General features: G+C 69.3%; 19 protein-coding genes. 7 read left to right on the top strand and 12 right to left on the bottom strand.

The window, feature by feature from the left end; genetic code table 11:
* From LGN10_RS16015 to ubiA, 4 genes are all read left to right on the top strand, one after another.
* Nucleotides 1-780: peroxidase family protein (locus tag LGN10_RS16015; RefSeq protein ID WP_319001237.1), on the top strand; the 780-nt coding region annotated here is incomplete at its 5' end.
* Nucleotides 781-890: 110 nt separating this feature from the next.
* A complete protein-coding gene (locus LGN10_RS16010) occupies nucleotides 891-1,061 on the top strand; it encodes a hypothetical protein (RefSeq protein ID WP_185716491.1) in 171 nt (56 codons plus the stop codon).
* A 120-nt stretch (nucleotides 1,062-1,181) separates the two neighbouring features.
* Complete coding sequence (gene dpsA / locus LGN10_RS16005; RefSeq protein ID WP_059574306.1) at nucleotides 1,182-1,670, top strand: non-specific DNA-binding protein DpsA; 489 nt, start codon at nucleotides 1,182-1,184, stop codon at nucleotides 1,668-1,670.
* 207 nt (nucleotides 1,671-1,877) lie between these two features.
* On the top strand, nucleotides 1,878-2,741 hold the full coding sequence (gene ubiA / locus LGN10_RS16000; protein WP_226224211.1) for a 4-hydroxybenzoate octaprenyltransferase: 864 nt from the start codon (nucleotides 1,878-1,880) through the stop codon (nucleotides 2,739-2,741).
* Between the two features lie 119 nt (nucleotides 2,742-2,860).
* Here ubiA and proC read toward each other — a convergent pair whose 3' ends face one another.
* The 6 genes from proC to LGN10_RS15970 form a co-directional block, all read right to left on the bottom strand.
* Nucleotides 2,861-3,673 carry a pyrroline-5-carboxylate reductase gene (proC, locus tag LGN10_RS15995; RefSeq protein WP_226224210.1) on the bottom strand — a complete coding sequence of 271 codons (813 nt, stop codon included), beginning with the start codon at nucleotides 3,671-3,673 and terminating at the stop codon, nucleotides 2,861-2,863.
* A 53-nt stretch (nucleotides 3,674-3,726) separates the two neighbouring features.
* Nucleotides 3,727-4,425 (bottom strand): YggS family pyridoxal phosphate-dependent enzyme, encoded by a 699-nt coding sequence (locus tag LGN10_RS15990; protein ID WP_226224209.1) that lies wholly within the window; start codon nucleotides 4,423-4,425, stop codon nucleotides 3,727-3,729.
* A 130-nt stretch (nucleotides 4,426-4,555) separates the two neighbouring features.
* Complete coding sequence (glcF, locus tag LGN10_RS15985; protein WP_226224208.1) at nucleotides 4,556-5,782, bottom strand: glycolate oxidase subunit GlcF; 1,227 nt, start codon at nucleotides 5,780-5,782, stop codon at nucleotides 4,556-4,558.
* A gap of 7 nt (nucleotides 5,783-5,789) precedes the next feature.
* Nucleotides 5,790-6,878 carry a glycolate oxidase subunit GlcE gene (gene glcE, locus LGN10_RS15980; protein WP_059574301.1) on the bottom strand — a complete coding sequence of 363 codons (1,089 nt, stop codon included), beginning with the start codon at nucleotides 6,876-6,878 and terminating at the stop codon, nucleotides 5,790-5,792.
* A 186-nt stretch (nucleotides 6,879-7,064) separates the two neighbouring features.
* The gene (locus tag LGN10_RS15975) at nucleotides 7,065-8,558 is read right to left on the bottom strand and encodes an FAD-linked oxidase C-terminal domain-containing protein (RefSeq protein WP_226224206.1); all 1,494 of its coding nucleotides are present in this window, start codon (nucleotides 8,556-8,558) and stop codon (nucleotides 7,065-7,067) included.
* Between the two features lie 38 nt (nucleotides 8,559-8,596).
* Nucleotides 8,597-10,006, bottom strand: a complete 1,410-nt coding sequence (locus LGN10_RS15970) for an FAD-binding oxidoreductase (protein WP_124658248.1) — start codon at nucleotides 10,004-10,006, stop codon at nucleotides 8,597-8,599.
* Nucleotides 10,007-10,163: 157 nt separating this feature from the next.
* Here LGN10_RS15970 and LGN10_RS15965 point away from each other — a divergent pair, with 157 nt between their 5' ends.
* Both LGN10_RS15965 and hmpA read left to right on the top strand, forming a co-directional pair.
* On the top strand, nucleotides 10,164-10,715 hold the full coding sequence (locus LGN10_RS15965; protein WP_059574298.1) for a cob(I)yrinic acid a,c-diamide adenosyltransferase: 552 nt from the start codon (nucleotides 10,164-10,166) through the stop codon (nucleotides 10,713-10,715).
* A 95-nt stretch (nucleotides 10,716-10,810) separates the two neighbouring features.
* Entirely contained in the window at nucleotides 10,811-12,019 is a 1,209-nt protein-coding gene (hmpA, locus tag LGN10_RS15960; RefSeq protein ID WP_226224205.1) for an NO-inducible flavohemoprotein, read from the top strand.
* 91 nt (nucleotides 12,020-12,110) lie between these two features.
* Here the strand turns inward: hmpA and LGN10_RS15955 are convergent, their stop codons facing one another.
* The 6 genes from LGN10_RS15955 to LGN10_RS15930 form a co-directional block, all read right to left on the bottom strand.
* Nucleotides 12,111-12,500: a type II toxin-antitoxin system VapC family toxin gene (locus tag LGN10_RS15955; protein ID WP_226224203.1), complete on the bottom strand. Its 390-nt coding sequence runs from the start codon at nucleotides 12,498-12,500 to the stop codon at nucleotides 12,111-12,113.
* A complete protein-coding gene (locus LGN10_RS15950; RefSeq protein ID WP_226224201.1) occupies nucleotides 12,497-12,766 on the bottom strand; it encodes a type II toxin-antitoxin system Phd/YefM family antitoxin in 270 nt (89 codons plus the stop codon). The genes LGN10_RS15955 and LGN10_RS15950 overlap by 4 nt, the downstream gene beginning before the upstream one ends.
* 125 nt (nucleotides 12,767-12,891) lie before the next feature.
* Entirely contained in the window at nucleotides 12,892-13,965 is a 1,074-nt protein-coding gene (aroG, locus tag LGN10_RS15945) for a 3-deoxy-7-phosphoheptulonate synthase AroG (RefSeq protein ID WP_226224199.1), read from the bottom strand.
* A gap of 395 nt (nucleotides 13,966-14,360) precedes the next feature.
* On the bottom strand, nucleotides 14,361-15,827 hold the full coding sequence (gene tldD / locus LGN10_RS15940; RefSeq protein WP_059574293.1) for a metalloprotease TldD: 1,467 nt from the start codon (nucleotides 15,825-15,827) through the stop codon (nucleotides 14,361-14,363).
* An 86-nt stretch (nucleotides 15,828-15,913) separates the two neighbouring features.
* Entirely contained in the window at nucleotides 15,914-16,741 is an 828-nt protein-coding gene (locus tag LGN10_RS15935) for a carbon-nitrogen hydrolase family protein (RefSeq protein WP_059642148.1), read from the bottom strand.
* 60 nt (nucleotides 16,742-16,801) lie between these two features.
* The gene (locus tag LGN10_RS15930) at nucleotides 16,802-21,001 is read right to left on the bottom strand and encodes a YhdP family protein (protein ID WP_226224197.1); all 4,200 of its coding nucleotides are present in this window, start codon (nucleotides 20,999-21,001) and stop codon (nucleotides 16,802-16,804) included.
* A 233-nt stretch (nucleotides 21,002-21,234) separates the two neighbouring features.
* Here LGN10_RS15930 and glnE point away from each other — a divergent pair, with 233 nt between their 5' ends.
* Nucleotides 21,235-24,039, top strand: a complete 2,805-nt coding sequence (glnE, locus tag LGN10_RS15925) for a bifunctional [glutamate--ammonia ligase]-adenylyl-L-tyrosine phosphorylase/[glutamate--ammonia-ligase] adenylyltransferase (protein WP_059574290.1) — start codon at nucleotides 21,235-21,237, stop codon at nucleotides 24,037-24,039.
* The last annotated feature ends 38 nt before the right edge of the window (nucleotides 24,040-24,077 follow it).

The raw sequence follows: 24,077 nt of genomic DNA, 5'->3' as shown, positions 1-24,077 counted from the left end.
ACGTTCCGCGGCTCGGACAAGCGCGGCGGCGCGAACGGCGCGCGCATTCGTCTCGCGCCGCAGAAGGACTGGGAAGTGAACCAGCCGGCGGCGCTCGCGGCGGTGCTCGAAACGCTCGAAGGCGTGCGGAAGGCGTTCAACGATGCGCAGACGGACGGCAAGAAGGTGTCGCTGGCCGACCTGATCGTGCTGGCCGGCGCGGCCGGCGTCGAGCAGGCGGCGAAGAACGCGGGTGTCGCGATCACGGTGCCGTTCGCGCCGGGCCGGATGGATGCGTCGCAGGAAGAAACCGACGTCGACGCGATGGCGGTGCTCGAGCCGGTGGCGGACGGGTTCCGCAACTACCTGAAGCACGCGTACAAGACGCCGGCCGAGGCGCTGCTGGTCGACAAGGCGCAGCTGCTGACGTTGACGGCGCCGGAGATGACCGTGCTGGTCGGCGGCCTGCGCGTGCTCGGCGCGAACGTCGGCGACTCGAAGCACGGCGTGTTCACCGATCGTCCGGGCACGCTGACGAACGACTTCTTCGCGAACCTGCTCGACATGGGTACGGAGTGGAAGCCGGTGTCGGGCGCGAACGACGTGTTCGAGGGGCGCGACCGCGCGACGGGCGCGGTCAAGTGGACGGGCACGCGCGTCGACCTGATCTTCGGCTCGCACTCGCAGTTGCGCGCGCTGGCCGAGGTGTACGGCAGCGCGGATGCGAAGGAGAAGTTCGTGCGCGACTTCGTGGCCGCCTGGAACAAGGTGATGAACCTCGACCGCTTCGATCTCGCGTGAACCCGACCGCATCCTGATGCGGTGATGCAGTCACGCAGTAACGTGACGCGGCCGGTCGAACGACCGGCCGTTTCTTCTCTGAACGATGTCTTGTCGAAGGAGTGACGACCATGACCCAGATGATGCTCAACGTGCGCGCCGCGGCGTCGCCCATTCTGCGATCGCCGGTCGAGCTGGCGCGTTACACCGTTGGCTTCGCGATCGTCGTCGGCGGGGCGGCGGAACTGGTCTCGCAGGCGCTGCACGTGCTCGGGCCGTTCATGTCGATCGCCGGCGGTTGAGTGCGGCGACGCCTTCGCGACGTTAAACTGGCGAGTCGCGAACGGATGCCGCGCGACGCGGCATGCGGCTTGCTCGACGCATTTTCGCCGGTTCAACATTTCGAATGAGGAGTCTCGAAGATGGCCAAGAAAGGCAACGCCACGCAAATCAACATCGGTATCAGCGACAAGGACCGCAAGAACATCGCGGACGGCCTGTCGCGCCTGCTTGCCGATACGTTTACGCTGTACCTGAAGACCCACAATTTCCACTGGAACGTGACCGGACCGATGTTCAACACGCTGCACCTGATGTTCGAGGAGCAGTACAACGAACTGTGGCTCGCGGTCGATTCCGTTGCCGAGCGCATTCGCACGCTGGGCGTCGTCGCGCCCGGCACGTTCGCCGATTTCGCGAAACTGTCGTCGGTGCCCGAAGCGAAGGGCGTGCCGGCCGCCGAGGACATGATCCGCCAGCTCGTCGAAGGGCACGAGGCGGTCGTGCGCACCGCGCGCGAGATCTTCCCGATCGCCGACGCGGCGAGCGACGAGCCGACCGCCGACCTGCTGACCCAGCGTCTGCAGACGCATGAAAAGACCGCATGGATGCTGCGGTCGCTGCTCGCGTAAGCTTCGCGCTGCCGCGGACTTCAGGCCGGCCCGATGCCGGCCGGTCTCGAATCTGTCCCCGGATCGATGCGTGCGACCGTGCGGCCACGCTTAGCGGGCCGCGGCGGCCAGCCGGCCCGCCTCGGCCGCCGGCCGCGCGTCGCGCCGACATGACGCGGAGCTCCGCTCGGCTCTAAAATGCCGGGATTCCCTTCCCGGTGCTTGACCATGCTTGCCCGCTTCCCCCTGTATCTGCGGCTCGTCCGGATGGACAAGCCGATCGGCAGCCTGCTGCTGCTGTGGCCGACGCTCAACGCGCTGTGGATCGCATCGGACGGCCACCCGCGCTGGCCGCTGCTCGTGATCTTCGTGCTCGGCACGCTGCTGATGCGCTCCGCCGGCTGCGCGATGAATGACTACGCCGACCGCGATTTCGACCGCCACGTGAAGCGCACGGCCGACCGGCCGCTGACGTCGGGCAAGATCCGGGCGTGGGAAGCCGTCGCGATCGCGGTCGGGCTGTCGTTCATCGCGTTCCTGCTGATCCAGCCGCTCAATACGCTGACGAAGGAACTGTCGGTCGTCGCGCTGTTCGTCGCCGGTTCCTATCCGTTCATGAAACGCTTCTTCGCGATTCCGCAGGCGTATCTGGGCATCGCGTTCGGCTTCGGCATCCCGATGGCGTTCGCGGCCGTGCAGGACACGGTGCCGGTACTGGCCTGGGTGATGCTGGTCGCGAACATCTTCTGGTCGGTCGCGTACGACACCGAATATGCGATGGTCGATCGCGACGACGACATCAAGATCGGCATCCGCACGTCGGCGCTGACGTTCGGCCGCTTCGACGTCGCGGCAGTCATGCTGTGTTACGCGGTGACGCTCGGCATCTACGTGTGGATCGGCGTGACGCTGGGTTTCGGCCTCGCGTACTGGGCGGGCTGGGCGGCGGCGGTCGGCTGCGCGCTGTATCACTACACGCTGATCAAGGATCGCGAACGGATGCCGTGCTTCGCGGCGTTCCGCCACAACAACTGGCTCGGCGGCGTGTTGTTCGCGGGCATTGCCGTGCAGTACGCGCTGGCGGCGGTCTAGCGATACATCTCGACGATGAAGAGAAGCGGCCCAACAAGGCCGCTTTTGTTTGATCCGTTGAGAACCACGTATTGGGTGGCGACGGTTGGGGCGTGTCCGCCGATTGCAATCGGCTACGGCTACGCGCGACCGAGCTCGTCGCCCATTTCCTTCGCGCGCGCTTCGGCCGCGAGCGCGCCGCGCACGATCGCTTCCTTCACGCCCTGCGCGTCGAACGCCGCGAGCGCGGCGGCCGTCGTGCCGCCTTTCGACGTCACGCGTTCGCGCAGCACGCTCGCCGGTTCGCCCGACTGCGCGGCGAGTTGCGCGGCGCCGGTGAACGTCGCGACCGCGAGCGCGCGGCCCTGCTCGTCGTTCATGCCGAGGCGGCGCGCGGCTTCCTGCAGCGCTTCGATGAAATAGAACACGTACGCGGGGCCGCTGCCCGAAATCGCGGTGACCGCGTCGAGCTGCGATTCGTCGTCGAACCATACGATCTCGCCGACCGCGCCGAGCACGCTCGACGCGAGTTCGCGGCCCGCGGCGTCGACGCCCGGCAGCGCGGCCAGGCCCGTCACGCCCATGCCGACCAGCGCGGGCGTGTTCGGCATCGTGCGCACGACGCGCGCGTAGCCGCCGAGCCAGCGGGCGAGATCCGTGCCGCGGATGCCGGCCGCGATGCTGATCACGAGCTGCGATTTCAGGTGCGGCGCGAGCGCCTGCGCGACGTCGTGCAGCACCTGCGGCTTCACCGCGAGCACGATCGCGTCGTAATCGGCGAGCGTCGCGTCGACGGTCGCGCCGGTGCGCACGCCGAATTGCTGCGCCGCGCGCGCACGGACTTCTTCGTTGACGTCGATGGCATACAGGCCGTCCGCGGCGACGCCGCGCTTGATCAGGCCGCCGATCAGGGCCGCGGCCATGTTGCCGCCGCCGATGAATGCGATTTTCATGATGTCGGGAATGAGCGAGTGAATGAACGGAAAGGCGGAAAAGGGCGCGGCGTTCAGTGCGCGTAATCGCGCGCGCCAAAGATCGCGGTGCCGATGCGCACGATCGTCGCGCCCTCGAGCACAGCCGCCTCGATATCGGCGGACATGCCCATCGACAGCGTGTCGAGCGGCAGGCCGTCGGCGCGCAACGCGTCGAACAGCGCACGCAGCGCGCGATGCGGCGCGCGTTGCGCGTCGGTGTCGCCGGCCGGTTCGGGAATCGCCATCAGCCCGCGCAGCCGCAGCGACGGCAGCGCGGCGACCGCCCGCGCGACCTCGGCCACGTCGGCCGGCGCGACGCCGCTTTTCGACGCCTCGCCGCTGATGTTCACCTGCACGCACACGTTGAGCGGCGGCAGGTGGGCGGGGCGCTGTTCCGACAGGCGCTGGGCGATCTTCAGCCGGTCGACCGAATGGACCCAGTCGAAGCGCTCGGCGACGGGGCGCGTCTTGTTCGATTGCAGCGGCCCGATGAAATGCCATTCGAGGCTCGCGCGCAGGTCGGCGAGCGCGTCGATCTTGTCGATCGACTCCTGCACGTAGTTTTCGCCGAACGCGCGTTGCCCGGCCGCATGCGCGGCGCGCACGTCGTCGGCCGGAAACGTCTTCGACACGGCGAGCAGCGAGACGGTGGCGGGGTCGCGGGCGGCCGCGCGGGCGGCGTCGGCGATGCGGCGGTGAACGGAGTCGAGACGGGCGGCGAGATCGGACATGACGGGCACGAAAGCGGGCACGGAGGCAGCACGGAAGCGGGTATGAAGCCGATGCGCGGCGACGCGCCGCGCATCGATCCGCTCATTATACGGACGGCGCGCGCCGGCACGTCGCGCGCGTGAACAGGCCCTAACCGTACAGCAGATGCTCGACGAGCTGGACCCAGTGGGCGACCGGCACCTGCGTGCCGCTTTGCAGATGCGCGATGCAGCCGATGTTGCCGGACACGATCATCTGCGGCTCGAGCGCTTGCAGCTTCAGCAGCTTCTGCTTGCGCAACCGGTACGACAGCGTCGGCTGCGTCAGCGAGTAGGTGCCGGCCGAGCCGCAGCACAGGTGGCTGTCGGCCGGCAGCCGCACGTCGATGCCGAGCGTCTCCAGCAGGCGCTCGACCTTGCCGCGCGACTGCTGGCCGTGCTGCAGCGTGCATGGCGGGTGGTAGGCGACCGTATGGATCGCGCGGCGCCGCGCGATCGTCGCGAGCTCGGCCTCGAACGCGAGCAGCACGTCGGAGATGTCGCGGGTCAGCGACACGATGCGCCGGGCCTTCTCCGCGTAGGCCGGATCGTCGCGCAGCAGGTGCGCGTATTCGAGCACCGTCGCGCCGCAGCCCGACGCGTTCATCACGATCGCCTCGACGCCCTGTTCGACGTGCGGCCACCACGCGTCGATGTTGCGGCGCGCATCGTCGAGCGCCTCGTCGTGATAGTTCAGGTGCAGGCGAATCGCGCCGCAGCAGCCCGCGTCGGGCGCGACGACCGTCTCGATGCCGAGCGCGTCGAGCACGCGTGCGGTCGCGATGTTGATGTTCGGCAGCATCGACGGCTGCACGCAGCCGCCGAGCATCAGCATCTTGCGCGTATGCGTGCGGTGCGGCCATTCGAGCAGCCGCGTGCGCGGCGGCACCTTGTCGCGCAGCCGCTTCGGCAGCAGCGGCCGCACGTGCTGGCCGAGCCGCATCACCGGCGAGAACAGCGCCGCGTTCGGCACGACGCTCGCGAGCACGCGGCGCATCAGTCGCTGCTGCGCGGGGCGCTGCACCTGCGCCTCGACGTGCTTGCGCCCGATCTCGACGAGCCGGCCGTACTGAACGCCGGACGGGCAGGTCGTCTCGCAACTGCGGCACGTGAGGCAGCGGTCGAGATGCTGTTGCGTGCTGCGCGTGACGGCCGCGCCCTCGACCATCTGCTTGATCAGGTAGATGCGGCCCCGCGGGCCGTCGAGTTCGTCGCCGAGCAGTTGATAGGTCGGGCAGGTCGCGGTGCAGAACCCGCAGTGCACGCACTTGCGCAGGATCGCGTCGGCCTCGTCGCCGTCGGGCGTGTTGCGGATGAAATCGGCGAGGTTCGTTTGCATCCAGCCCTCAGAGTTCAGGGTAAAGCCGGCCGCGATTGAAGATGCGCGCGGGATCGAACGCGCTCTTCAGCCCGCGGTGGATCTTCATCATCGGCGCGGGCAGCGGCGTGAACACGCCCGCGCTGCGGTCGTAGGTGTCGCCCGCGCGGAACAGCGTCGCATGGCCGCCGGCCTGCTTCGCGCTCATGCGCACGGTTTGCGCGTCGGCGTCGGTGATCCACCAGCGCTGCGCGCCGCCCCATTCCATCAACTGGGTGCCGGGCAGGTGCATCGGTTCGGTGATCGACGGCAGCGACAGGCGCCACAGCGCATAGCCGGGCGGGATGCCGTTGAAGAACGGATCGGTGTGTTCGCGCACGCCGGACCAGAAGCGCTCGGCCTCGACCGCGTCGACGACCTCGCCGCCGAGCAGCGTTTTCGCGGATTTCACCGCGGCTTCCGCGCCCGACAGGCGCAGCACGAGCGTGCCGTTGCGCCACGCGCTCGCGCTCACGGGCAGCGGATGGCCGCCCCATTCGTTGAGCTTGCGCACCGCGTCGGTCGCGGTCATCTCGAACTTCAGCGTGACTTCGGCGACGGGCATCGGCAGCACCTTGATCGACAGGTCGAGCATCAGCCCGAGTGTGCCGAGCGCGCCGGCCATCAGCCGCGACACGTCGTAGCCGGCGACGTTCTTCACGACCTGCCCGCCGAAGCGCAGCATGTCGCCGCGGCCGTTCATCAGCGTGACGCCGAGCACGAAATCGCGCGGGGCGCCGCAGGTGGCGCGGCGCGGGCCCGCGAGCCCGGCGGCGACGCAGCCGCCGACGGTGGCCGCGCGGCCGAAATGCGGCGGCTCGAACGGCAGCATCTGGCCGCACTCGGCGAGGACGGTTTCAAGCTGCGCGAGCGGCGTGCCGGCGCGGACCGTGACGACGAGTTCGGCCGGGTCGTACGACACGATGCCCTGAAACGCACGCGTGTCGAGTATTTCGCCCTCGAGCGCCTGGCCGTACCAGTCCTTGGTGCCGCCGCCGCGAATCCGCAGCGGCCGGCCGTCGGCACTGGCGGCGCGGATGCGCTCGGCCCATCCGGCGACGATGTCGTCCTCTTCCATGTTCCGTTGCTTTCTCGTCTCGTTGTCCGGTCGATTGTACCGGGGTGGCGCGATTGCACATCGCGACTATCCCTAAGCCCGATCGCGGTTGCGGCACGCCGGCGCCGGCGCGCGAACGCGCCGAGCGGGTACGGCAGAGCCCCGTACCGCGGCCGCCGGTGCGGGGGCGCGACCCGCGCCTGCCGCTCAGAAGCGCGGCAGGTCGGGGTGCGGCAGCAGCCCGCCGCGCACGTGCTGGCGGCCATATTCGGCGCAGCGCGCGCGGGTGGGGATGCCCTTGTCCGGGTTCAGCAGCCCGGCCGGATCGAACGCGCGCTTGATCGCGAAGAACGCGTCGCGCTCCTGCGGCGAGAACTGCACGCACATCGAATTGAGTTTTTCGATGCCGACACCGTGCTCGCCCGTCACGCTGCCGCCGAATTCCACGCAGCATTCGAGGATTTCCGCGCCGAACTGCTCGGCGCGGTGCAGTTCGTCCGGATCGTTCGCGTTGTACAGGATCAGCGGATGCATGTTGCCGTCGCCGGCATGGAACACGTTGATGCAGCGCAGCCCGTAGCGCGTCTCGAGCTGCTCGATGCGCGCGAGCAGCGGGCCGATCGCGCGGCGCGGCACGGTGCCGTCCATGCAGTAGTAATCGGGGGAAATGCGGCCGGCGGCCGGGAACGCGTTCTTGCGGCCGGACCAGAAGCGCAGCCGCTCGTGTTCGTTGCGCGACACCTGGATGCGCGTCGCGCCGTGCTCGCGCAGCACGGCCGTCATCCGCACGATTTCCTCGGCGACTTCTTCCGGCGTGCCGTCCGATTCGCACAGCAGGATCGCCTTCGCGTCGAGGTCGTAGCCCGCGTGCGTGAACGCCTCGACGGCCTGCGTGGCCGGCTTGTCCATCATCTCGAGCCCGGCCGGGATGATGCCCGACGCGATGATCGCAGCCACTGCCTCGCCGCCTTTCACCACGTCGTCGAAGCTCGCCATCACGAGCTGCGCGGTCTGCGGCTTCGGGATCAGCCGCACCGTCACCTCGGTGACGATCGCGAACATCCCTTCGCTGCCGATCATCACCGCGAGCAGATCGAGGCCCGGCATGTCGAGCGCGAGCGAACCGAATTCGACGATCTCGCCGTCGATCGTCACGGCGCGCACGCGCATCACGTTGTGCACGGTCAGCCCGTATTTCAGGCAATGGACGCCGCCGGAATTTTCCGCGACGTTGCCGCCGATCGTGCAGGCGATCTGCGACGACGGATCGGGCGCGTAATACAGGCCGTACGGCGCGGCCGCTTCCGAGATCGCGAGATTGCGCACGCCCGGCTGCACGATCGCCGTGCGCGCGTACGGGTCGACTTCGACGATACGCGTGAAGCGCGCGAGCGACAGCACGACGCCGAGCGCGATCGGCAGCGCGCCGCCCGACAGGCTCGTGCCGGCGCCGCGCGGCACGATCGGCACTTCCATGCGGCGGCAGATCTGCACGATCCGCTGCACCTGCGACTCCGTCTCCGGCAGCGCGACCGCGAGCGGCAGCCGGCGGTAGGCGGACAGGCCGTCGCATTCGTACGGCGCCGTATCCTCGTCGCGGTACAGCAGGCAGTGAGTCGGCAGCACGGCCATCAGCGCCTGCACGATTTCGCGCTGGCGCTGCGCGCGGGCGGCGCTCGACAGTTCGACGGGAGCGTTCATGGGGTCTCCTGCGTGGGGCGCGACGTCGCGCCGCCGTGTCAGCACGTGAAAATCTTGCCCGGATTCATCAGGTTGCGCGGATCGAGCGCGAGCTTGATCGCGCGCATCGTGTCGATCGCGTTGTCGCCGTGCTCCTTCGGCAGGAAGCGCATCTTGTGCAGCCCGACGCCGTGCTCGCCGGTGCAGGTGCCGCCCAGGCGCAGCGCACGCTCGACGATCCGGTCGTTGATGTGTTCGGCTTCGGCGAGCTCCTCGGGCTTGTCGGGATCGATCAGGATCGCGACGTGGAAATTGCCGTCGCCGACGTGGCCGACGATCGGGCAGGGCAGCGACGACGCACGCAGGTCGACCTCGGTTTCCTCGACGCACGCGGCGAGCTGCGAGATCGGCACGCATACGTCGGTCGTCACCGCGCGGCAGCCGGGCTTCAGCTGAAGCATCGCGAAATACGCGTTGTGGCGCGCGGACCAGAGCCGCGTGCGATCCTCGGGGCGCGTCGCCCATTCGAAGCCCTGGCCGGCGTTCTGGCCGGCGAGCGCCTGCACGAGTTCGGCCTGTTCCTTCACGCCGGCCTCGGTGCCGTGGAATTCGAAGAACAGCGTCGGCGCTTCGGCGAGCGTCAGGTTCGAGTGACGGTTGATCGAGCGCACCGCGAGTGCATCGACGAATTCGACGCGCGCGATCGGCACGCCGATCTGGATCGTCTCGATCACCGTGCGCACCGCGTCGCCCATGGTCGGGAACGTGCAGATCGCGGCCGACACGGCCTCGGGCAGCGGGTGCAGGCGCAGCGTGATCTCGGTGATCACGCCGAGCGTGCCTTCGGACCCGACGAACAGGCGCGTGAGGTCGTAGCCGGCCGACGACTTGCGCGCGCGCGAGCCGGTTTTCACCACGCGGCCGTCAGCGAGCACCGCGGTGAGGCCGAGCACGTTCTCGCGCATCGTGCCGTAGCGCACGGCGTTGGTGCCGGAGGCGCGGGTCGCGGTCATCCCGCCGATGCTGGCGTCGGCGCCCGGATCGATCGGGAAGAACAGGCCGGTGTCGCGCAGCGCGTCGTTGAGCGCCTTGCGCGTGATGCCCGGCTCGACGGTCACGGTCAGGTCTTCGGCGTTGATCGACAGTACGCGGTTCATTTCCGACATGTCGAGCGACACGCCGCCGCGTACCGCGAGCAGGTGGCCTTCGAGCGACGAGCCGGCGCCGTACGGGATCAGCGGCACGCCGTAGAGCGAGCACAGCGACACGACTTCGCGCACGTCGTCGGTGCTGCGCGCGAACACGACGGCGTCGGGCAGTTGCGGGTCGAACGGGGATTCGTCGCGGCCGTGATGGGCGCGGACCGCGTCGGCGGTCGACACGCGCTCGCCGAAGGCGGCGCGCAGCGCATCGAGCATGGCGGGGGGCAGCGGGCGGCGCGTGGCGGCCGGCGGGGCAGGGTGATTCACGAATGTCTCCTGACTGCTTGTCGTACTGTCGGCTCATTCTACGCCGTAACGTCCGCTGCGCCTCGCGCCTCGCGCCTCGCGCCTCGCGCCGCGGGCTGCGATAATCGCGTTCCAGCCAACCGGGCCGCGTGGCGGCCGCGCACGAGAGGACATTCGCATGGGCAACCGCTTGAGCAAGATCGCGACGCGCACGGGCGACGACGGCACCACCGGCCTCGGCGACGGACGGCGCATCGGCAAGGACGACGCGCGGATCGCCGCGATCGGCGACGTCGACGAACTGAACTCAAATCTCGGCGTGCTGCTGGCCGAGGCGCTGCCGGACGACGTGCGCACCGCCCTCGTCACGATCCAGCACGACCTGTTCGATCTCGGTGGCGAGCTGTGCATCCCCGGCCACGCAGTGCTCGACGATACGCATCTCGCGCGCCTCGACCAGTGGCTCGCCGACTACAACGCGACGCTGCCGCCGCTGAAGGAATTCATCCTGCCGGCCGGCTCGCGCGCGGCGTCGCTCGCGCACGTCTGCCGAACCGTGTGCCGCCGCGCGGAGCGCTCGATCGTCGCCCTCGGGCGCGGCGACACGCTCAATGATGCGCCGCGGCGGTACGTGAACCGGCTGTCCGACCTGCTGTTCGTGCTGGCGCGCGTGCTGAACCGCGTCGACGGTGGCGCCGACGTGCTGTGGGAGCGCGGGCGCGTCCGCTAGCCAACCGTCACGCTTGTTGCGCGCTGCGACAATTTGCCCGAGGGGCGTTCGTTTTTAAACAAGTATCGTATATGCATGTTTAACGGAGAACGAACATGACCCACCTCACCGCCGACCAGATGGCCCGTGTGAAGGCCACCGCCCCCGTCCTCGCCGAGCACGGCGCGACGATCACGAAGCACTTCTACCAGCGCATGTTCGCGCGTCATCCGGAACTGAAGAACCTGTTCAACCAGACGCACCAGAAGACCGGCAGCCAGCCCGAGACGCTCGCGAAGGCCGTCTACGCGTATGCGGCGAACATCGACAATCTGGGCGCGCTGGGCGGCGCGGTGTCGCGCATCTCGCACAAGCATGCGAGCCTGAACATCCGTCCCGAGCATTACCCGATCGTCGGCGAGAACCTGCTCGCGGCGATCGTCGAAGTGCTCGGCGACGCGGTCGATGCCGGCACGCTCGAAGCGTGGCGCGTCGCATACGGCCAGCTCGCGCAGATCCTGATCGGCGCCGAGGCCGACCTGTACGCGAATGCCGCGTGGAGCGGCTTCCGCCCGTTCAAGGTCGCGCGCAAGGTGCGTGAAAGCGACGAGATCACGTCGTTCTATCTGACGCCCGCCGACGGCGGCGAAGCGCCGACGTTCGAGCCGGGCCAGTACATCACGGTGAAGCGCTTCGTCGGCGATCTCGGCGTCGACCAGCCGCGCCAGTACAGCCTGTCCGACGCGCCGCATGGCAAGTGGCTGCGCATCTCGGTGAAGCGCGAGGCCGGCAAGCCGGAAGCGATCCCGGCCGGCAAGGTGTCGACGCTGATGCACGACGGCGTGGAAGAGGGCGCGATCGTCGAGGCGACCGCGCCGATGGGGGACTTCTCGCTGAAGCGCGAGGCCGATACGCCGGTCGTGCTGATTTCCGGCGGCGTCGGCATCACGCCGATGATGTCGATGGCGTCGACGCTGATCGCCGAAGGCAGCAAGCGCGACGTGCGCTTCATCCACGCATGCCGTTCGGGCGCGGTGCACGCATTCCGCGACTGGCTGAACGACGCGGTGCGCGAGCATGCGAACGTCAAGCGCACGGTGCTGTACGAGCTGGTCGGCCCGAACGATCGCGCGGGTGTCGATCACGACCTCGAAGGCCGCCTCACGCAGGAGCGTGTGAAGCAGTACGCGCTGGTGCCGGATGCCGATTACTACATCTGCGGCCCGATCGCGTTCATGAAGGCGCAACGCGACGCGCTGTTCGCCCTCGGAGTCGCGCCGGAACGCGTGAACACGGAAATCTTCGGGTCGGGCGCGCTCGAGTGAGGGTCCGGCGGCCGGTTTCGGCCAATGCAACGATGCAATGACGAAGCCCGGCGCGAGCCGGGCTTTTTACTTGCGGCGCCTTGGGGCGACTTCAGGCGCGCAACATCAGCGTTGCGTGGTAGCGCCACATCTTCGGATCGGCACTGACGAGCGGCATGCCTTCATGGAGCGCCTGCGCGACCATCACGCGGTCGAACGGATCGGCATGGTCCGGGAAATCCGGCAACGCGGCGACTGCCTCGGCGTGATCGCTGCTGATCGGCAACTCCGCAAAACCTGCCAGCCGAAATGCCGAACGCGCATCTCTCGGATGGACGGGCAGATTGCCTTTGCGGTACTTGATCGCGATTTCCCAAATCGACGCGGCGCTGACGTACAGCGTGTTTTGGGGATGTTCGATCAATGCGGCCGCGGTTGCCGAAAGTTGCGGTGCGCCTTCAGCCGCCCAGAGCGCGATGTGCGTATCGAGCAGCAGCTTCACGGTGCAAGCCCTTGGTCCGAGCTGGCATCGAAGTCGGCGGCGATCGATTCATCGCCGGCATTGAATGCCTCGACGCTTGTCGGAATGTTCAGTCCGGCAAGCAACTGACGGGCTGCGCCGATCCGCTTCGGCGCGGTGTACGGAACGAGCCGGGCGACCGGACGACCATTGCGGGCGATCACGACTTCGGCTTCGCGCCCCGATTCAAGCGCTTCCACGAGGCTGGAAAGCCGCGACTTGGCATCGTGCATGTTGACGGTCGACATGATCGATCCTCTGGTTAGCTAGATGATGTTAGCTAGTCTAGCAGAGCAACACGTCGGCCGCAGGCCGGCCGTATGGCCAATTCGCCGCCAGGCGGGGGCCATACGGTCAGCCTGGCGGCGTTTCTTCAGTTCCCGCTGCCGCGCGCGACGCGCCGCGCCTTCACCGATTCCGCGAGGCCTTCGAGCACCTTCACGCTGTCGTCCCACGCGATGCACGCGTCGGTGATGCTCTGGCCGTAGGTCAGCACGCAGCCTTCCTTCAGGTCCTGGCGCCCCTCGACGAGGTGCGACTCGATCATCACGCCGACGATGCGCTCGTCGCCGGCCGCGATCTGGCGGCCGATGTCCGCGCACACGGGAATCTGATTCTCGTGCTTCTTCGAGCTGTTCGCGTGGCTCGCGTCGATCATCAGGCGCGCGGCGAGGCCGGCCTTGCCGATGTCCGCGCACGCGGCGTTCACGCTGTCCGCGTCGTAGTTCGGCGTCTTGCCGCCGCGCAGGATCACGTGGCAGTCCTCGTTGCCGGCCGTCGACACGATCGCCGAATGGCCGCCCTTCGTCACCGACAGGAAATGGTGCGGCTGCGACGCGGCCTTGATCGCGTCCACCGCGATCTTCACGTTGCCGTCGGTGCCGTTCTTGAAGCCGACCGGGCACGACAGCCCCGACGCGAGCTCGCGGTGCACCTGCGACTCGGTCGTGCGCGCGCCGATCGCGCCCCACGAGATCAGGTCGGCGATGTACTGCGGGCTGATCATGTCGAGGTATTCGGTCGCGGCCGGCAGCCCCATTTCGTTGATCTGCAGCAGCAGCTCGCGCGCGGTACGCAGCCCTTCGTTGATCTTGAAGCTGTTGTCCAGATGCGGATCGTTGATGAGCCCCTTCCAGCCGACCGTCGTACGCGGCTTCTCGAAGTACACGCGCATCACGATTTCCAGTTCGCCCTTGAAGCGCTCGCGCTCCTTCACGAGCCGGCCCGCGTATTCGATCGCCGCCTTCGTGTCGTGGATCGAGCACGGCCCGATCACGACGATCAGCCGGTCGTCCATTCCGTGCAGGATGCGGTGCATCGACTGGCGCGCGTGGTAGATCAGCTCGGACGCGGCTTCGGAGCACGCGAATTCGCGGATCAGGTGGGCGGGCGGCGTCAGTTCCTTGAGTTCGCGAATGCGGACGTCGTCGGTGTTGTGCGGGGGCATGCTGTTTCTCCTTGGTTCCGGGCGCCGTTCGGTCAGTGCGCGTGCGGCAGATTCATCAATTCAGGCAATTCAGTGGTGCCGGTCGGGGCTGCGGGCCGCTGCGGCGGCGACCGGCTGGCGAAGGGCGAAAAAAAACCGCCGGGTTCGCCGGCGGTTTTTTCGGGAATTTCGGTTGCGCTTCACGCGCCATCAACCCTCTCGATCCGCCAGCGGTCTGAGATACCAAAAAAAGTAAAAGTAAAACTTGGCGGACATGACGGAAATTCGGCTCGTCAAAAAAGTTGATTCGGAATTTATACCCGGTCAGCGCGCGGCTGGCAACCGGGGGTGCTCGAAAATGCGGACAATCCGCGCGTTTTCATCGAAATGCGCGGGTTGTCTGCGCCGCGATGCGGTTATGCCGTACCGCCGACCGTCATCTTGTCGATCCGCAGGGTCGGCTGGCCGACGCCGACCGGCACGCTCTGGCCTTCCTTGCCGCACACGCCGACGCCCGTGTCGAGCGACATGTCGTTGCCGATCATGCTCACGTACTTCAGCGATTCCGGGCCGCTGCCGATCAGCGTCGCGCCCTTCACCGGGTAGGTGACCTTGCCGTTCTCGATCATGTACGCCTCGGACGCCGAGAACACGAACTTGCCGTTCGTGATGTCGACCTGGCCGCCGCCGAAGTTCACCGCGTACAGGCCGTTCTTCACCGACGCGATGATTTCCTGCGGATCCTTGTCGCCGTTGAGCATGTACGTGTTCGTCATGCGCGGCATCGGCAGCGCCGCGTACGACTCGCGCCGCGCGTTGCCCGTGACCGGCATCTTCATCAGGCGCGCGTTCAGCGTGTCCTGGATGTAGCCCTTCAGGATGCCGTCCTCGATCAGCGTCGTGCACTGCGTCGGATTGCCTTCGTCGTCGATGTTCAGCGAGCCGCGGCGGTTCGGCAGCGTGCCGTCGTCGACCACCGTCACACCCTTCGCGGCCACCTGTTCGCCGATCCGTCCCGCGAACGCGGACGAGCCCTTGCGGTTGAAGTCGCCCTCGAGGCCATGGCCGATCGCCTCGTGCAGCAGCACGCCCGGCCAGCCCGGGCCGAGCACGACCGTCATCGCGCCGGCCGGCGCGGGGCGGGCGTCGAGGTTGACGAGCGCCGCGTGCACGGCGTCGTCGACGTAGCGCGACAGGACTTCGTCGGTGAAGTAGCCGTAGTCGAAGCGGCCGCCGCCGCCGCCCGAGCCGATCTCGCGGCGGCCGTTCTGCTCGGCGATCACCGTGACCGACACGCGCACGAGCGGGCGGATGTCGGCCGCGAGCGCGCCGTCGCTGCGCGCGACGAGCACGACGTCGTATTCGCCGGCGAGGCCGGCCATCACCTGCGTGACGCGCGGGTCGCGCCCGCGCGCCATCTGTTCGATGCGTTCGAGCAGCTTGACCTTGGCCGTCGCGTCGAGCGACGCGAGCGGGTCGGACGGCAGGTACAGGTCGCGGCCCGAGATGCCCGTCAGCGACGTGGCTGCCTTGATCTTCTGGCGGCCGCCGCCGGCCGCCGCGATCGCCTTGGTGGCGGCGGCGGCTTGCGCGATCGCTTCGGGCGACAGGTCGTCCGAGTACGCGAACGCGGTGCGGTCGCCCGCGACCGCGCGTACGCCGACGCCCTGGTCGATGCTGAAGCTGCCCGATTTGACGATGCCTTCCTCGAGGCTCCATGCCTCGCTGCGGGTCGCCTGGAAATACAGGTCCGCGTAATCGACGCGATGCGTGAAGATGTCGGCGATCGTGCGCGTGAGCAGGCTTTCGTCGAGGCCGTACGGCGTGAGCAGGATGTCCTTCGCCAGCGCGAGGTTGCGGATGCCGGGTTCGATGATGTTCATGCGGATATCGGGAGTTCTCAAAAAAGTTGTCGGGTGCTGCCGGGCAGATGGGTGGGCCGCGCGGCGTTTCAAGCGGTGCGGCGGATTCAGGTCAGCACGCGGTGCCGCCACGCGGGCAGGCTCTGGCGTACGTCGGCGATGCGTTGCGGATCGAGCGTGCCGAGCACGACGCTCGCACCCTCGTCGCGCACCGCGACGATCTCGCCCCACGGGTCGATCAGCATGCTGTGGCCCCACGTGCGCCGGCCGTTCTCGTGCTTGCCGCCCTGCGCGGCCGCGAGCACGTAGCACTGATTCTCGACGGCCCGCGCGCGCAGCAGCGTTTCCCAGTGCGCGCGGCCCGTCGTATACGTAAACGCCGACGGCACGACCATCAGCGCGCAGTCGCCCATGCGGCGATACAGCTCCGGAAAGCGCAGATCGTAACAGACCGACAGGCCGACCCGCCCGAACGGCGCGTCGAACGCGACGACCGTGTCGCCCGCGCGGATCGTGCGCGCCTCGTCGAACGATTCGTCGCCTTTCTCGAAGTTGAACAGGTGGATCTTGTCGTAGCGCGCGGCCTCGTTGCCGGACGGATCGAACACGAGCGTCGTGTTCAGCACGCGGTCGGGCTGCGGCGCCTTCAGCGGCAGCGTGCCGCCGATCACCCAGATGCCGTGGTCGCGCGCGGCGTCGGCGAGGAATTGCTGGATCGGGCCGTCCCGGTACGGTTCGGCGAGCGCGAGCTTGTCGGTGTCGCGGTGGCCCATGAAGCAGAAATACTCGGGCAGCAGCACGAGCTGCGCGCCTTCGCCGGCGGCCTCCGCGATCAGGCGCCGCGCTTCGGCGAGATTGCGGGTGACGTCCGGCGCGCTCACCATCTGCAGCGCGGCGACCTGGAAGGGCGTGGCGGAACGGGCGTGGTCGGTCATCGCGGAATCGCTTGCGTCATAAATGGGGTGCGGCCCGGCACCCTGCGGCGCGATATGCGCTCAATGGCTCGATGCATCGGCCGGACCGTGATTCATCTTACCCTGATCGCTCCGCACCCGCTCGATGTGCGGGTGCGCCCACGAGCCGGTGATCGCGTAGTCGAGCGCGAACGCGTGCGACAGCGTTTCGGACAGCGCGTAGTTCGCGGCCAGCACGCCGACGCCGAGCAGCGGGTTGATGATGGCTGCCCCGATCGCGGCCGCGCCCGCGCTGATCTTCGGCGCGACGTGCGCATGCAGGTCCTGCGTCTCGGTGCCGAGGTCGACCGCGCCGCGCACGGTGACGTTCGCGGGGCCCGTCATCATCGAGAAGTCGTCGGTGCGCGCGATCCCGTTCGAAATCCGGCCGGTGCCGGTGATCTTGTCGAACGGCAGCCCCTTGCCGACCACGTCGCGGAAGTTCAGCGTCAGGAAGCGCGCGAGGCTCTGCAGGCTCAGCACGCCGAGCAGTTTCGCCGCGCCCGGGTCGACCTTCAGGATCTTCCCGTGTTCGAGGTCGACCGCGACCTGGCCGCCGAGCGACGGGAAGTCCAGCGCGGTCGGGCCGCCGCGCCAGCCGACCTTGCCCGTGACCGAGCCGTGACCGTCCGCGAGCGTGCGCGGCAGGCCGACGCGGTCGAGCAGCGCGCCCGCGTTGTCGATGTCGAGCTTGAAGTCGAACACGGTGCGGCGCGGCGCGTCGTTTTCGTCGGCGCCGCGGGCCAGCGCGCGGCGCGACGTGCGCCAGTTGCCGGTGGCCGTGAGCTTCGCGGCCGGGTTCGACAGTTCGAGCTTGTCGAGCTGCCACACGGGCGTGCCGTCTTCGTCGATGTTGCGCGCGTTCACGACGAGCCGGCCGATGTCGTGATCGCGCGCGACGACCTGGTCGACGATCAGGTCGATCGACGGCATCGGGCGGTCGGTCGGCGTTGGCAGGTTCATCGCGCGGCCGACGAGATCGTGCTGCGCACTCTGCGGCACGACGAGCTTCGCGAGCCGCGCGTTGAGCACGCCCGCGCCGTTGTGGCCGCCGCCCGGCGCCCACGACAGGTAGCCCGATACCTGGTTCGACGCGATGTTCGCCTGCCAGAGATCGTCGACGTGCGACGCGCCGACGATCACGTTCTCCCAGTTGCGCTTGAGCAGCTTCAGCGTGCCGAAATGGAACGCGAAGCGCTTCGGCGCGAAGCTCGCGAAATCGACGCGCGGCGCGGCCGGCGGCGCGGGCGCGCGCGGCGTGTCGGGCCGCAGCGTGTGGGCGAGCGCGAGCCACGCGTCGGCGTCCAGCTCGGCGACGTCGACGGCCGCGCTCACGCCGTCCTGCGGCATGTCGGGCATCCGGTGGATGCCCATCGCGCCGCGTACCGCGCGCAGCGGCTGGCCGCGCGTCGCGTCGAGCAGGTAGGTCGCGGACACCGGGCCGAGCGTCAGGTCGGCGTGTTCGAGGCGTTTGCCGTCCGCCTGCGGCGCCGGCTGGAGCGTGAAGCGGAACGGCATCGGCGTGCCGGCCGGTTTCGCGAACGGCGCCGGGAAGTTCAGCGCGACGCCCGTCAGGTCGGATTGCGCGCTGACGTCGGGCAGGCGGCCCGGCGCGCCGCGCACGGCGACCTGGTACGGTGCGTCGCCGACCACGTGTTCGAGCAGCGCAGCGGCCGCGCCGTGCAGGTTCAGGCCGCGCGCGGCGTCGAGCGCGAGCCGGCCGTCGACGTCCACCGCGTACGGGCCGTGCGACCGGAACGTGCCGTTCGCGCGCACCGGGCCGCCGAGGAAGCGCCCCGACAGGCCGTGCAGCGACGCGCCGGCCTCGGTGAAGCGGACGCTGCCGCGCAGGGCCGACAGCGGCGGCACGCCGCTCGTCGACAGCGTGTTGCCGCCGAACGCGAGCGCGCCTTCGACGTGCGTGTGCGGATGGGGGACGTGCTGCGGAATCGTGATCTTGAGCGCGAGCGACGCGGGGCCCTGCGCATCGATCCGCTGGCCGATGTGGCCGCTCATCGTGCCGAGCGAGCTGTTGTCCGCGTAGTCGATCAGGTCGGCGAGCGGGCCCTGCGCATGGCCGTCGATGATCAGCGGCGAGTGCGACGGATTGCCGAGATCGTCGATGCGGCCCGCGACCTTCGTCAGCGTGACGCGCTTGTAGCGCGCGCGCTCGATGTCGAACCGCAGCTTGTTCTGCGCGAGTTCGAACACGCCGTCGATCCCGTCGAGCGCCGGCCAGACGCTCGGCGTGCCGTTCGCGAGCTTGCGCGGCGGGTACGGTGTCGGCTCGAAGCGGCCGCCGGTGAACGGCGCGACGATGTGGAACACGCCGGCGTCCGGCTCGTGTTCGAACGGGAATTTCTCGAGCGGGCCGCGTGCGACGATCGACGCGCCCTTGGTCACCTTGCCGTCCTGCAGCGCATGGCCGAGATAGTCGCGCAGGTGCTCGGACATCCCGGTCGGCAGGTAGCGCGGAATGCGCGCGACCGACGCGCGCGCGAAATCGGCGCGCAGGTCGAGCGAGCCGCGGCCGTGGCCGGGGTTCGTGTACGAGCCGGACACCGCGATTTCGGCATCGGGGTTCGACACGAGCAGATCGGGCAGCGACACGTCGACGCGCGCGTGCTTGTCGCCGGGCGCGGGCGTGATCGTCCATTTGGCGTTGCCGCGCAGCCGGTCGAGCGTCAGGCGCGGCTCGTCGAATTCGCCGGGCACGGTGACCGCCGCGTTGACCGTGTCGATATGCGCGGAGCCGCCGGTCTCGTTCGCATCGACGCGGCCCCACAGATTCTCGACGCCCGGCCAGCCGGCGCGCGGGTGGCCGCGCGGCGAGAGCCCGGGCGGCGGCTCCTGCGCCGCGAAGCTGATGCCTTGCAGATCGCCGAGGAAGCGGTAGCGGACGATCGGCGCGGCGCCCATGCGCCCGTCCTCGTCGGCGAGATCGGCGTGCGCGGGTTTCGCGCGCTCGACCTCGATGTGATAGTTCGACACCATCCCGCGCGGGTCGATCTTGATCAGCTCGTTGCGCAGGCGCGCCGGCAGCGGCAGCCCGCGGATGAATTCGCTGAGGATGCCGAGATCGACGCGGTCGCCGACCACGCTGAGCAGTTGTCCCTGGGTCGCGGTCGGCACGCGGTAGCGTGCCGTCAGCGTCGACAGCGCGAGCGAGCGGGCGAGCGGCGTGCCGTCCGGCAGCGGCGGCTGGCCGAGCTCCGCATTGAAGCGCGTCAGGTGCAGCGTGTAGTCCTGGCCCGCATCGAGCGCCATGTCCCAGCCGAAGCGGACCGTCGGCACGTCGAGCCGCGGCTGCGTCGGGCGCACGCGCAGCGCGACGTCGGCGCCTTGCAGATCGCCGCCCGCCGAGCGCAGGTGGCCGTCGCCGAAGGTCGCCCAGATCGCGTTGTCGATCCGGCCCGCGTGGATCGTGAGCGGCATGTCGAGGTAGCGCGCGAGCGTCTGCAGGTCGACCGGGCCGGTCGACAGGTACGCGTCGCCGGTCCAGTTCGACGGCTTGCCGATCGGCGCGAGCGGCTTGTGCTTGAAGCGCGCGCGGAAATCGAGCGGGCCGAGCAGCAGCGTGCCGTTCGCGGGCGCCTGCAGCGCGGCCTTGTGCACGCGGCCGTCGTTGAGCACCGCGAGCCGGATGCCCGACAGCACGAGCTCCGGTGCATCGTGCTGCGCGTCGCGCCAGCGCAGCGTGCCGCCGCGCAGCACGATCGCCTCCTGTTTCAGCAGCCACGTGCCGAACGTGTCGTTGCCGCCGTGGGTGGTGGCCACGCCGACGCCCGCGACGCTCAGCGAGCCGTCGGCCGCACGCGCGACGACGAGGTCGGGCTGGTCGACGATCAGGCTCGACAGCGCGGGCGACAGCCGCAGCAGCGACATCCACGACAGCGCGGCCGTCGCGTGCGGCACCGACAGCGCAACCTTGCCGTCGCGGCCGCGGATCGTCAGGTTCGTGAGTTCGACGCCCGGCTGCATGCCGGACCAGTTCGGGGAAAGCTTGCCGATCGAAAGCTGCGCGTGGAGCTTGTCGGACACGGCGCGCTCGATGCGCGGGCGGTATTCGTCGATGCGCGGCAGCAGCACGTAGCGCAGCCCGAGGAACGCGCCGGACGCGACGAAGTAGGTGCCGATCCCGACTGCCAGCGTCACCCTGAACACGCGACGCAGGACCGGATGATCGTGCTTCGGAGGTCCCGCTTCGGGCGCTGCTACGGCGGATTCCTGACGGTCGGACATGCGGCGGACGGGCGGCGATATGGTAGTTTTGCAGGCTGACGTTGAAATGTATCACACGGGTTCGTGTCGGCGGCCGTTGGGGGCCGTACGGCACGGGCTTTCCGGCGCGCGGCGTCGCGACGGGCGCACGCGCGTCCGGCGCGGCCGCGCCGAGTCCATTCGGGCCGGTCGGCAGCGGGGCGCGCACGTGCCGGCCCGCTGCCCGCCGGTCTTTCCGCCAGGCCCGCTTCTCGATGACCGACGCTTCCGCCCTGCTCAGCACGTCCTATTCCCGCTACCTTGCCCGCGCGGCGGCCGCCCGGCCCGCGCTGGCCGCGCAGATCGCCGCGTGGGCGGCCGCGCCGCTCGGCCGCGCGCGGCTCGACGCGCGCCTCACCGAGCTGCTCGCGACGCCGGCCGGCACGTCCGCGCCGGACGAGGAGCAACTGAAGCGCGCGCTGCGGCAACTGCGGGCCGAGGCGTTCGGCGCGGTCGCGGAGCGCGACCTGCGCGGGCTGGCGGACGTCGCCGAAGTGACGGGCGCGATGACCGATCTCGCCGAAGTGGCCGTGCAGCGTTCGCTCGCGCTGCTGTCGGCCGAACTCGAGGCGCTGTACGGCGAGCCGCGCGGCGCCGACGGCCAGCGCGTCGTGCTCGGCGTGGTCGGGATGGGCAAGCTCGGCGGCCGCGAGCTGAACGTGTCGTCGGACATCGACCTGATCTTCGTCTACGAGGACGACGGCGAGACGACGGGCGGCACGCGTTCGCCGCTGTCCACGCAGGAATACTTCACGCGGCTCGGCCGGCGCCTGATCGGCGTGCTGTCCGAGGTCACGGCCGACGGCTACGTGTTTCGCGTCGACATGCGGCTGCGCCCGAACGGCGATTCGGGGCCGCTCGTCTGCAGCATCGGCATGCTCGAGGAATATTTCTACGTGCAGGGGCGCGAGTGGGAGCGCTATGCGTGGATCAAGGGGCGGCTCGTGTCGGAAGGCGACAGCGACGCGGCGCGGCGGCTCGCGGCGCAGCTCGAGTCGATCGTCAAGCCGTTCGTGTACCGTCGCTATCTCGATTTCGGCGTGATCGGCGCGATCCGTTCGCTGCACCAGCAGATCCGGCAAGAAGCCGCGCGGCGGGCGTCGATGCGGCCCGACAAGGCCGACGACATCAAGCTCGGGCGCGGCGGGATCCGCGAGATCGAGTTCAGCGCGCAGGTGTTCCAGTTGATCCGCGGCGGCCAGGATGCGGAGTTCCGCGTGCGGCCGACGCTCGCGGTGCTGCGGCATGCGCAGGCGCGCGGGCTGATCGGCGACGACGTATGCGCGCGCCTGACCGACGCCTACCGTTTCCTGCGCACGCTCGAGCACCGGCTGCAATACCGCAACGACGCGCAGACGCACGCGATGCCGGTCGAGCCCGACGAGCGCGCGGCGCTGGCCGCGTCGCTCGGGTTTGCCGACTACGCGGCGCTGATGACGGTGCTGGACGAGCACCGGAACTTCGTCGAGGCGCAGTTCGACCAGATCTTCGCGGACAAGGTGAAGGGCGGCGGCCCTTGCACGGCCGGCGACGATACGGCCGCCGCGTGGATCTGGAGCGGCGCGCTGGCCGACGACGGCGAGGACGACGCGCTGGTCGCGCGCCTCGACGGCCTGGGCTTCGCCGATCCGGCCGCCGTGCTCGCGCGGCTGCGCGCGATCTGGCAATCGTCGCGCTATACCGGGCTGCCGGAAAAGAGCCGGCAGCGCTTCGACAGCGTCGCGCAGCGCGCGCTCGACGCCGCGCCGACGATCGACGCCGCGCGCCGCGACGAGACGATCGTGCGCCTGTTCGACCTGCTCGAGACGGTCAGCCGGCGCGGCGTCTATCTCGCGCTGCTGACCGAATACCCGGCCGCGCTCGACCGCGTGCTGTCGGTGCTCGGCGCGACGCGCTGGGGTGGCGGCTACCTGATCCGCCACCCGCAGCTGCTCGACGAGCTGCTCGACGACGAGGCGATCGCGAGCCCGTTCGACTGGCCCGCGTTCAAGGAGGCGCTGCGCGCGCGGCTCGCCGCGGCCGACGGCCCCGAGCAGCAGATGGACCTGCTGCGCCATGCGCAGCACGCGGAGGTGTTCCGGATCCTGCTGATCGACCTGGCCGGGCAACTGTCGGTCGAGCACGTGAGCGACCGGCTGTCCGAGCTGGCCGACGCGGTGCTCGACGTGACGATCGAAGTCGTCTGGTCGCAGCTCGCGAAGCGCCATCGCGACGTGCCGATGTTCGCGGTGATCGCGTACGGCAAGCTGGGCGGCAAGGAGCTCGGCTATGCGTCCGATCTCGACCTGATCTTCCTGTACGACGATCCGGACGAGCGTTCGGCGGACGTCTACACGACCTTCACGCGGCGCCTGATCACGTGGCTCACGACGGCGACCGGCGCGGGCGCGCTGTTCGACATCGACCTGCGGCTGCGGCCGAACGGCGAGGCCGGGTTGCTCGTCACCGATCTCGACGCATTCCGCCGCTATCAACTGCGCGAGGGCGACGCCGCGAACACCGCGTGGGTGTGGGAGCACCAGGCGCTGACGCGCGCCCGCTACAGCGCGGGCGACGCGCGGATCGGCGCGGCTTTCGAGGCGATCCGCCAGCAGGTGCTGACGACGCCGCGCGACGGGGCGATCCTCGCGAAGGAGATCGTCGACATGCGCGGGAAGGTGTTTGCCGGCCACCCGAACCAGACCGGGCTGTTCGACCTGAAGCACGATCGCGGCGGGATGGTCGACATCGAGTTCATCGTCCAGTACTGGGTGCTGCTGCACGCGTCGAGCGACGCCGAGCTGATCCGCAATACCGGCAATATCGCGCTGCTGCGCGAGGTCGCGCGCTTCGGGCTGATGGGCGCGGACGAGGCCGAGCGCGTCGGCGCGGCGTATCGCAAGTACCGCAAGCTGCAGCACAAGCTGCGGCTCGACGGGATGGAGAAGGCGCGCGTCGATCCGGCCCTCGTGGCCGACGAGCGGGCGGCCGTGACGGCGCTGTGGGCGCGCGTGTTCGGGGCGGTCGAAACGGGCGTTTGAGTCGCCCGTTCGAATCCGGCGTACGAATCGGCGGCGCA

Origin of the sequence: Burkholderia sp. AU32262, from assembly GCF_020419985.1 — a bacterium.
Taxonomy (GTDB): domain Bacteria; phylum Pseudomonadota; class Gammaproteobacteria; order Burkholderiales; family Burkholderiaceae; genus Burkholderia; species Burkholderia semiarida.
Note: the sequence above shows the minus strand (reverse complement) of the source record. Positions and strands in the feature narration are given on the sequence as shown.

What these genes read in the sequence shown, in the direction of transcription:
- LGN10_RS16010 (WP_185716491.1), top strand. Translation starts at nt 891, where the DNA reads ATGACCCAGATGATGCTCAACGTGCGCGCCGCGGCGTCGCCCATTCTG.
- dpsA (WP_059574306.1), top strand. Translation starts at nt 1,182, where the DNA reads ATGGCCAAGAAAGGCAACGCCACGCAAATCAACATCGGTATCAGCGAC.
- ubiA (WP_226224211.1), top strand. Translation starts at nt 1,878, where the DNA reads ATGCTTGCCCGCTTCCCCCTGTATCTGCGGCTCGTCCGGATGGACAAG.
- proC (WP_226224210.1), bottom strand. Translation starts at nt 3,673, where the DNA reads ATGAAAATCGCATTCATCGGCGGCGGCAACATGGCCGCGGCCCTGATC.
- LGN10_RS15990 (WP_226224209.1), bottom strand. Translation starts at nt 4,425, where the DNA reads ATGTCCGATCTCGCCGCCCGTCTCGACTCCGTTCACCGCCGCATCGCC.
- glcF (WP_226224208.1), bottom strand. Translation starts at nt 5,782, where the DNA reads ATGCAAACGAACCTCGCCGATTTCATCCGCAACACGCCCGACGGCGAC.
- glcE (WP_059574301.1), bottom strand. Translation starts at nt 6,878, where the DNA reads ATGGAAGAGGACGACATCGTCGCCGGATGGGCCGAGCGCATCCGCGCC.
- LGN10_RS15975 (WP_226224206.1), bottom strand. Translation starts at nt 8,558, where the DNA reads ATGAACGCTCCCGTCGAACTGTCGAGCGCCGCCCGCGCGCAGCGCCAG.
- LGN10_RS15965 (WP_059574298.1), top strand. Translation starts at nt 10,164, where the DNA reads ATGGGCAACCGCTTGAGCAAGATCGCGACGCGCACGGGCGACGACGGC.
- hmpA (WP_226224205.1), top strand. Translation starts at nt 10,811, where the DNA reads ATGACCCACCTCACCGCCGACCAGATGGCCCGTGTGAAGGCCACCGCC.
- LGN10_RS15950 (WP_226224201.1), bottom strand. Translation starts at nt 12,766, where the DNA reads ATGTCGACCGTCAACATGCACGATGCCAAGTCGCGGCTTTCCAGCCTC.
- aroG (WP_226224199.1), bottom strand. Translation starts at nt 13,965, where the DNA reads ATGCCCCCGCACAACACCGACGACGTCCGCATTCGCGAACTCAAGGAA.
- tldD (WP_059574293.1), bottom strand. Translation starts at nt 15,827, where the DNA reads ATGAACATCATCGAACCCGGCATCCGCAACCTCGCGCTGGCGAAGGAC.
- LGN10_RS15935 (WP_059642148.1), bottom strand. Translation starts at nt 16,741, where the DNA reads ATGACCGACCACGCCCGTTCCGCCACGCCCTTCCAGGTCGCCGCGCTG.
- LGN10_RS15930 (WP_226224197.1), bottom strand. Translation starts at nt 21,001, where the DNA reads ATGTCCGACCGTCAGGAATCCGCCGTAGCAGCGCCCGAAGCGGGACCT.
- glnE (WP_059574290.1), top strand. Translation starts at nt 21,235, where the DNA reads ATGACCGACGCTTCCGCCCTGCTCAGCACGTCCTATTCCCGCTACCTT.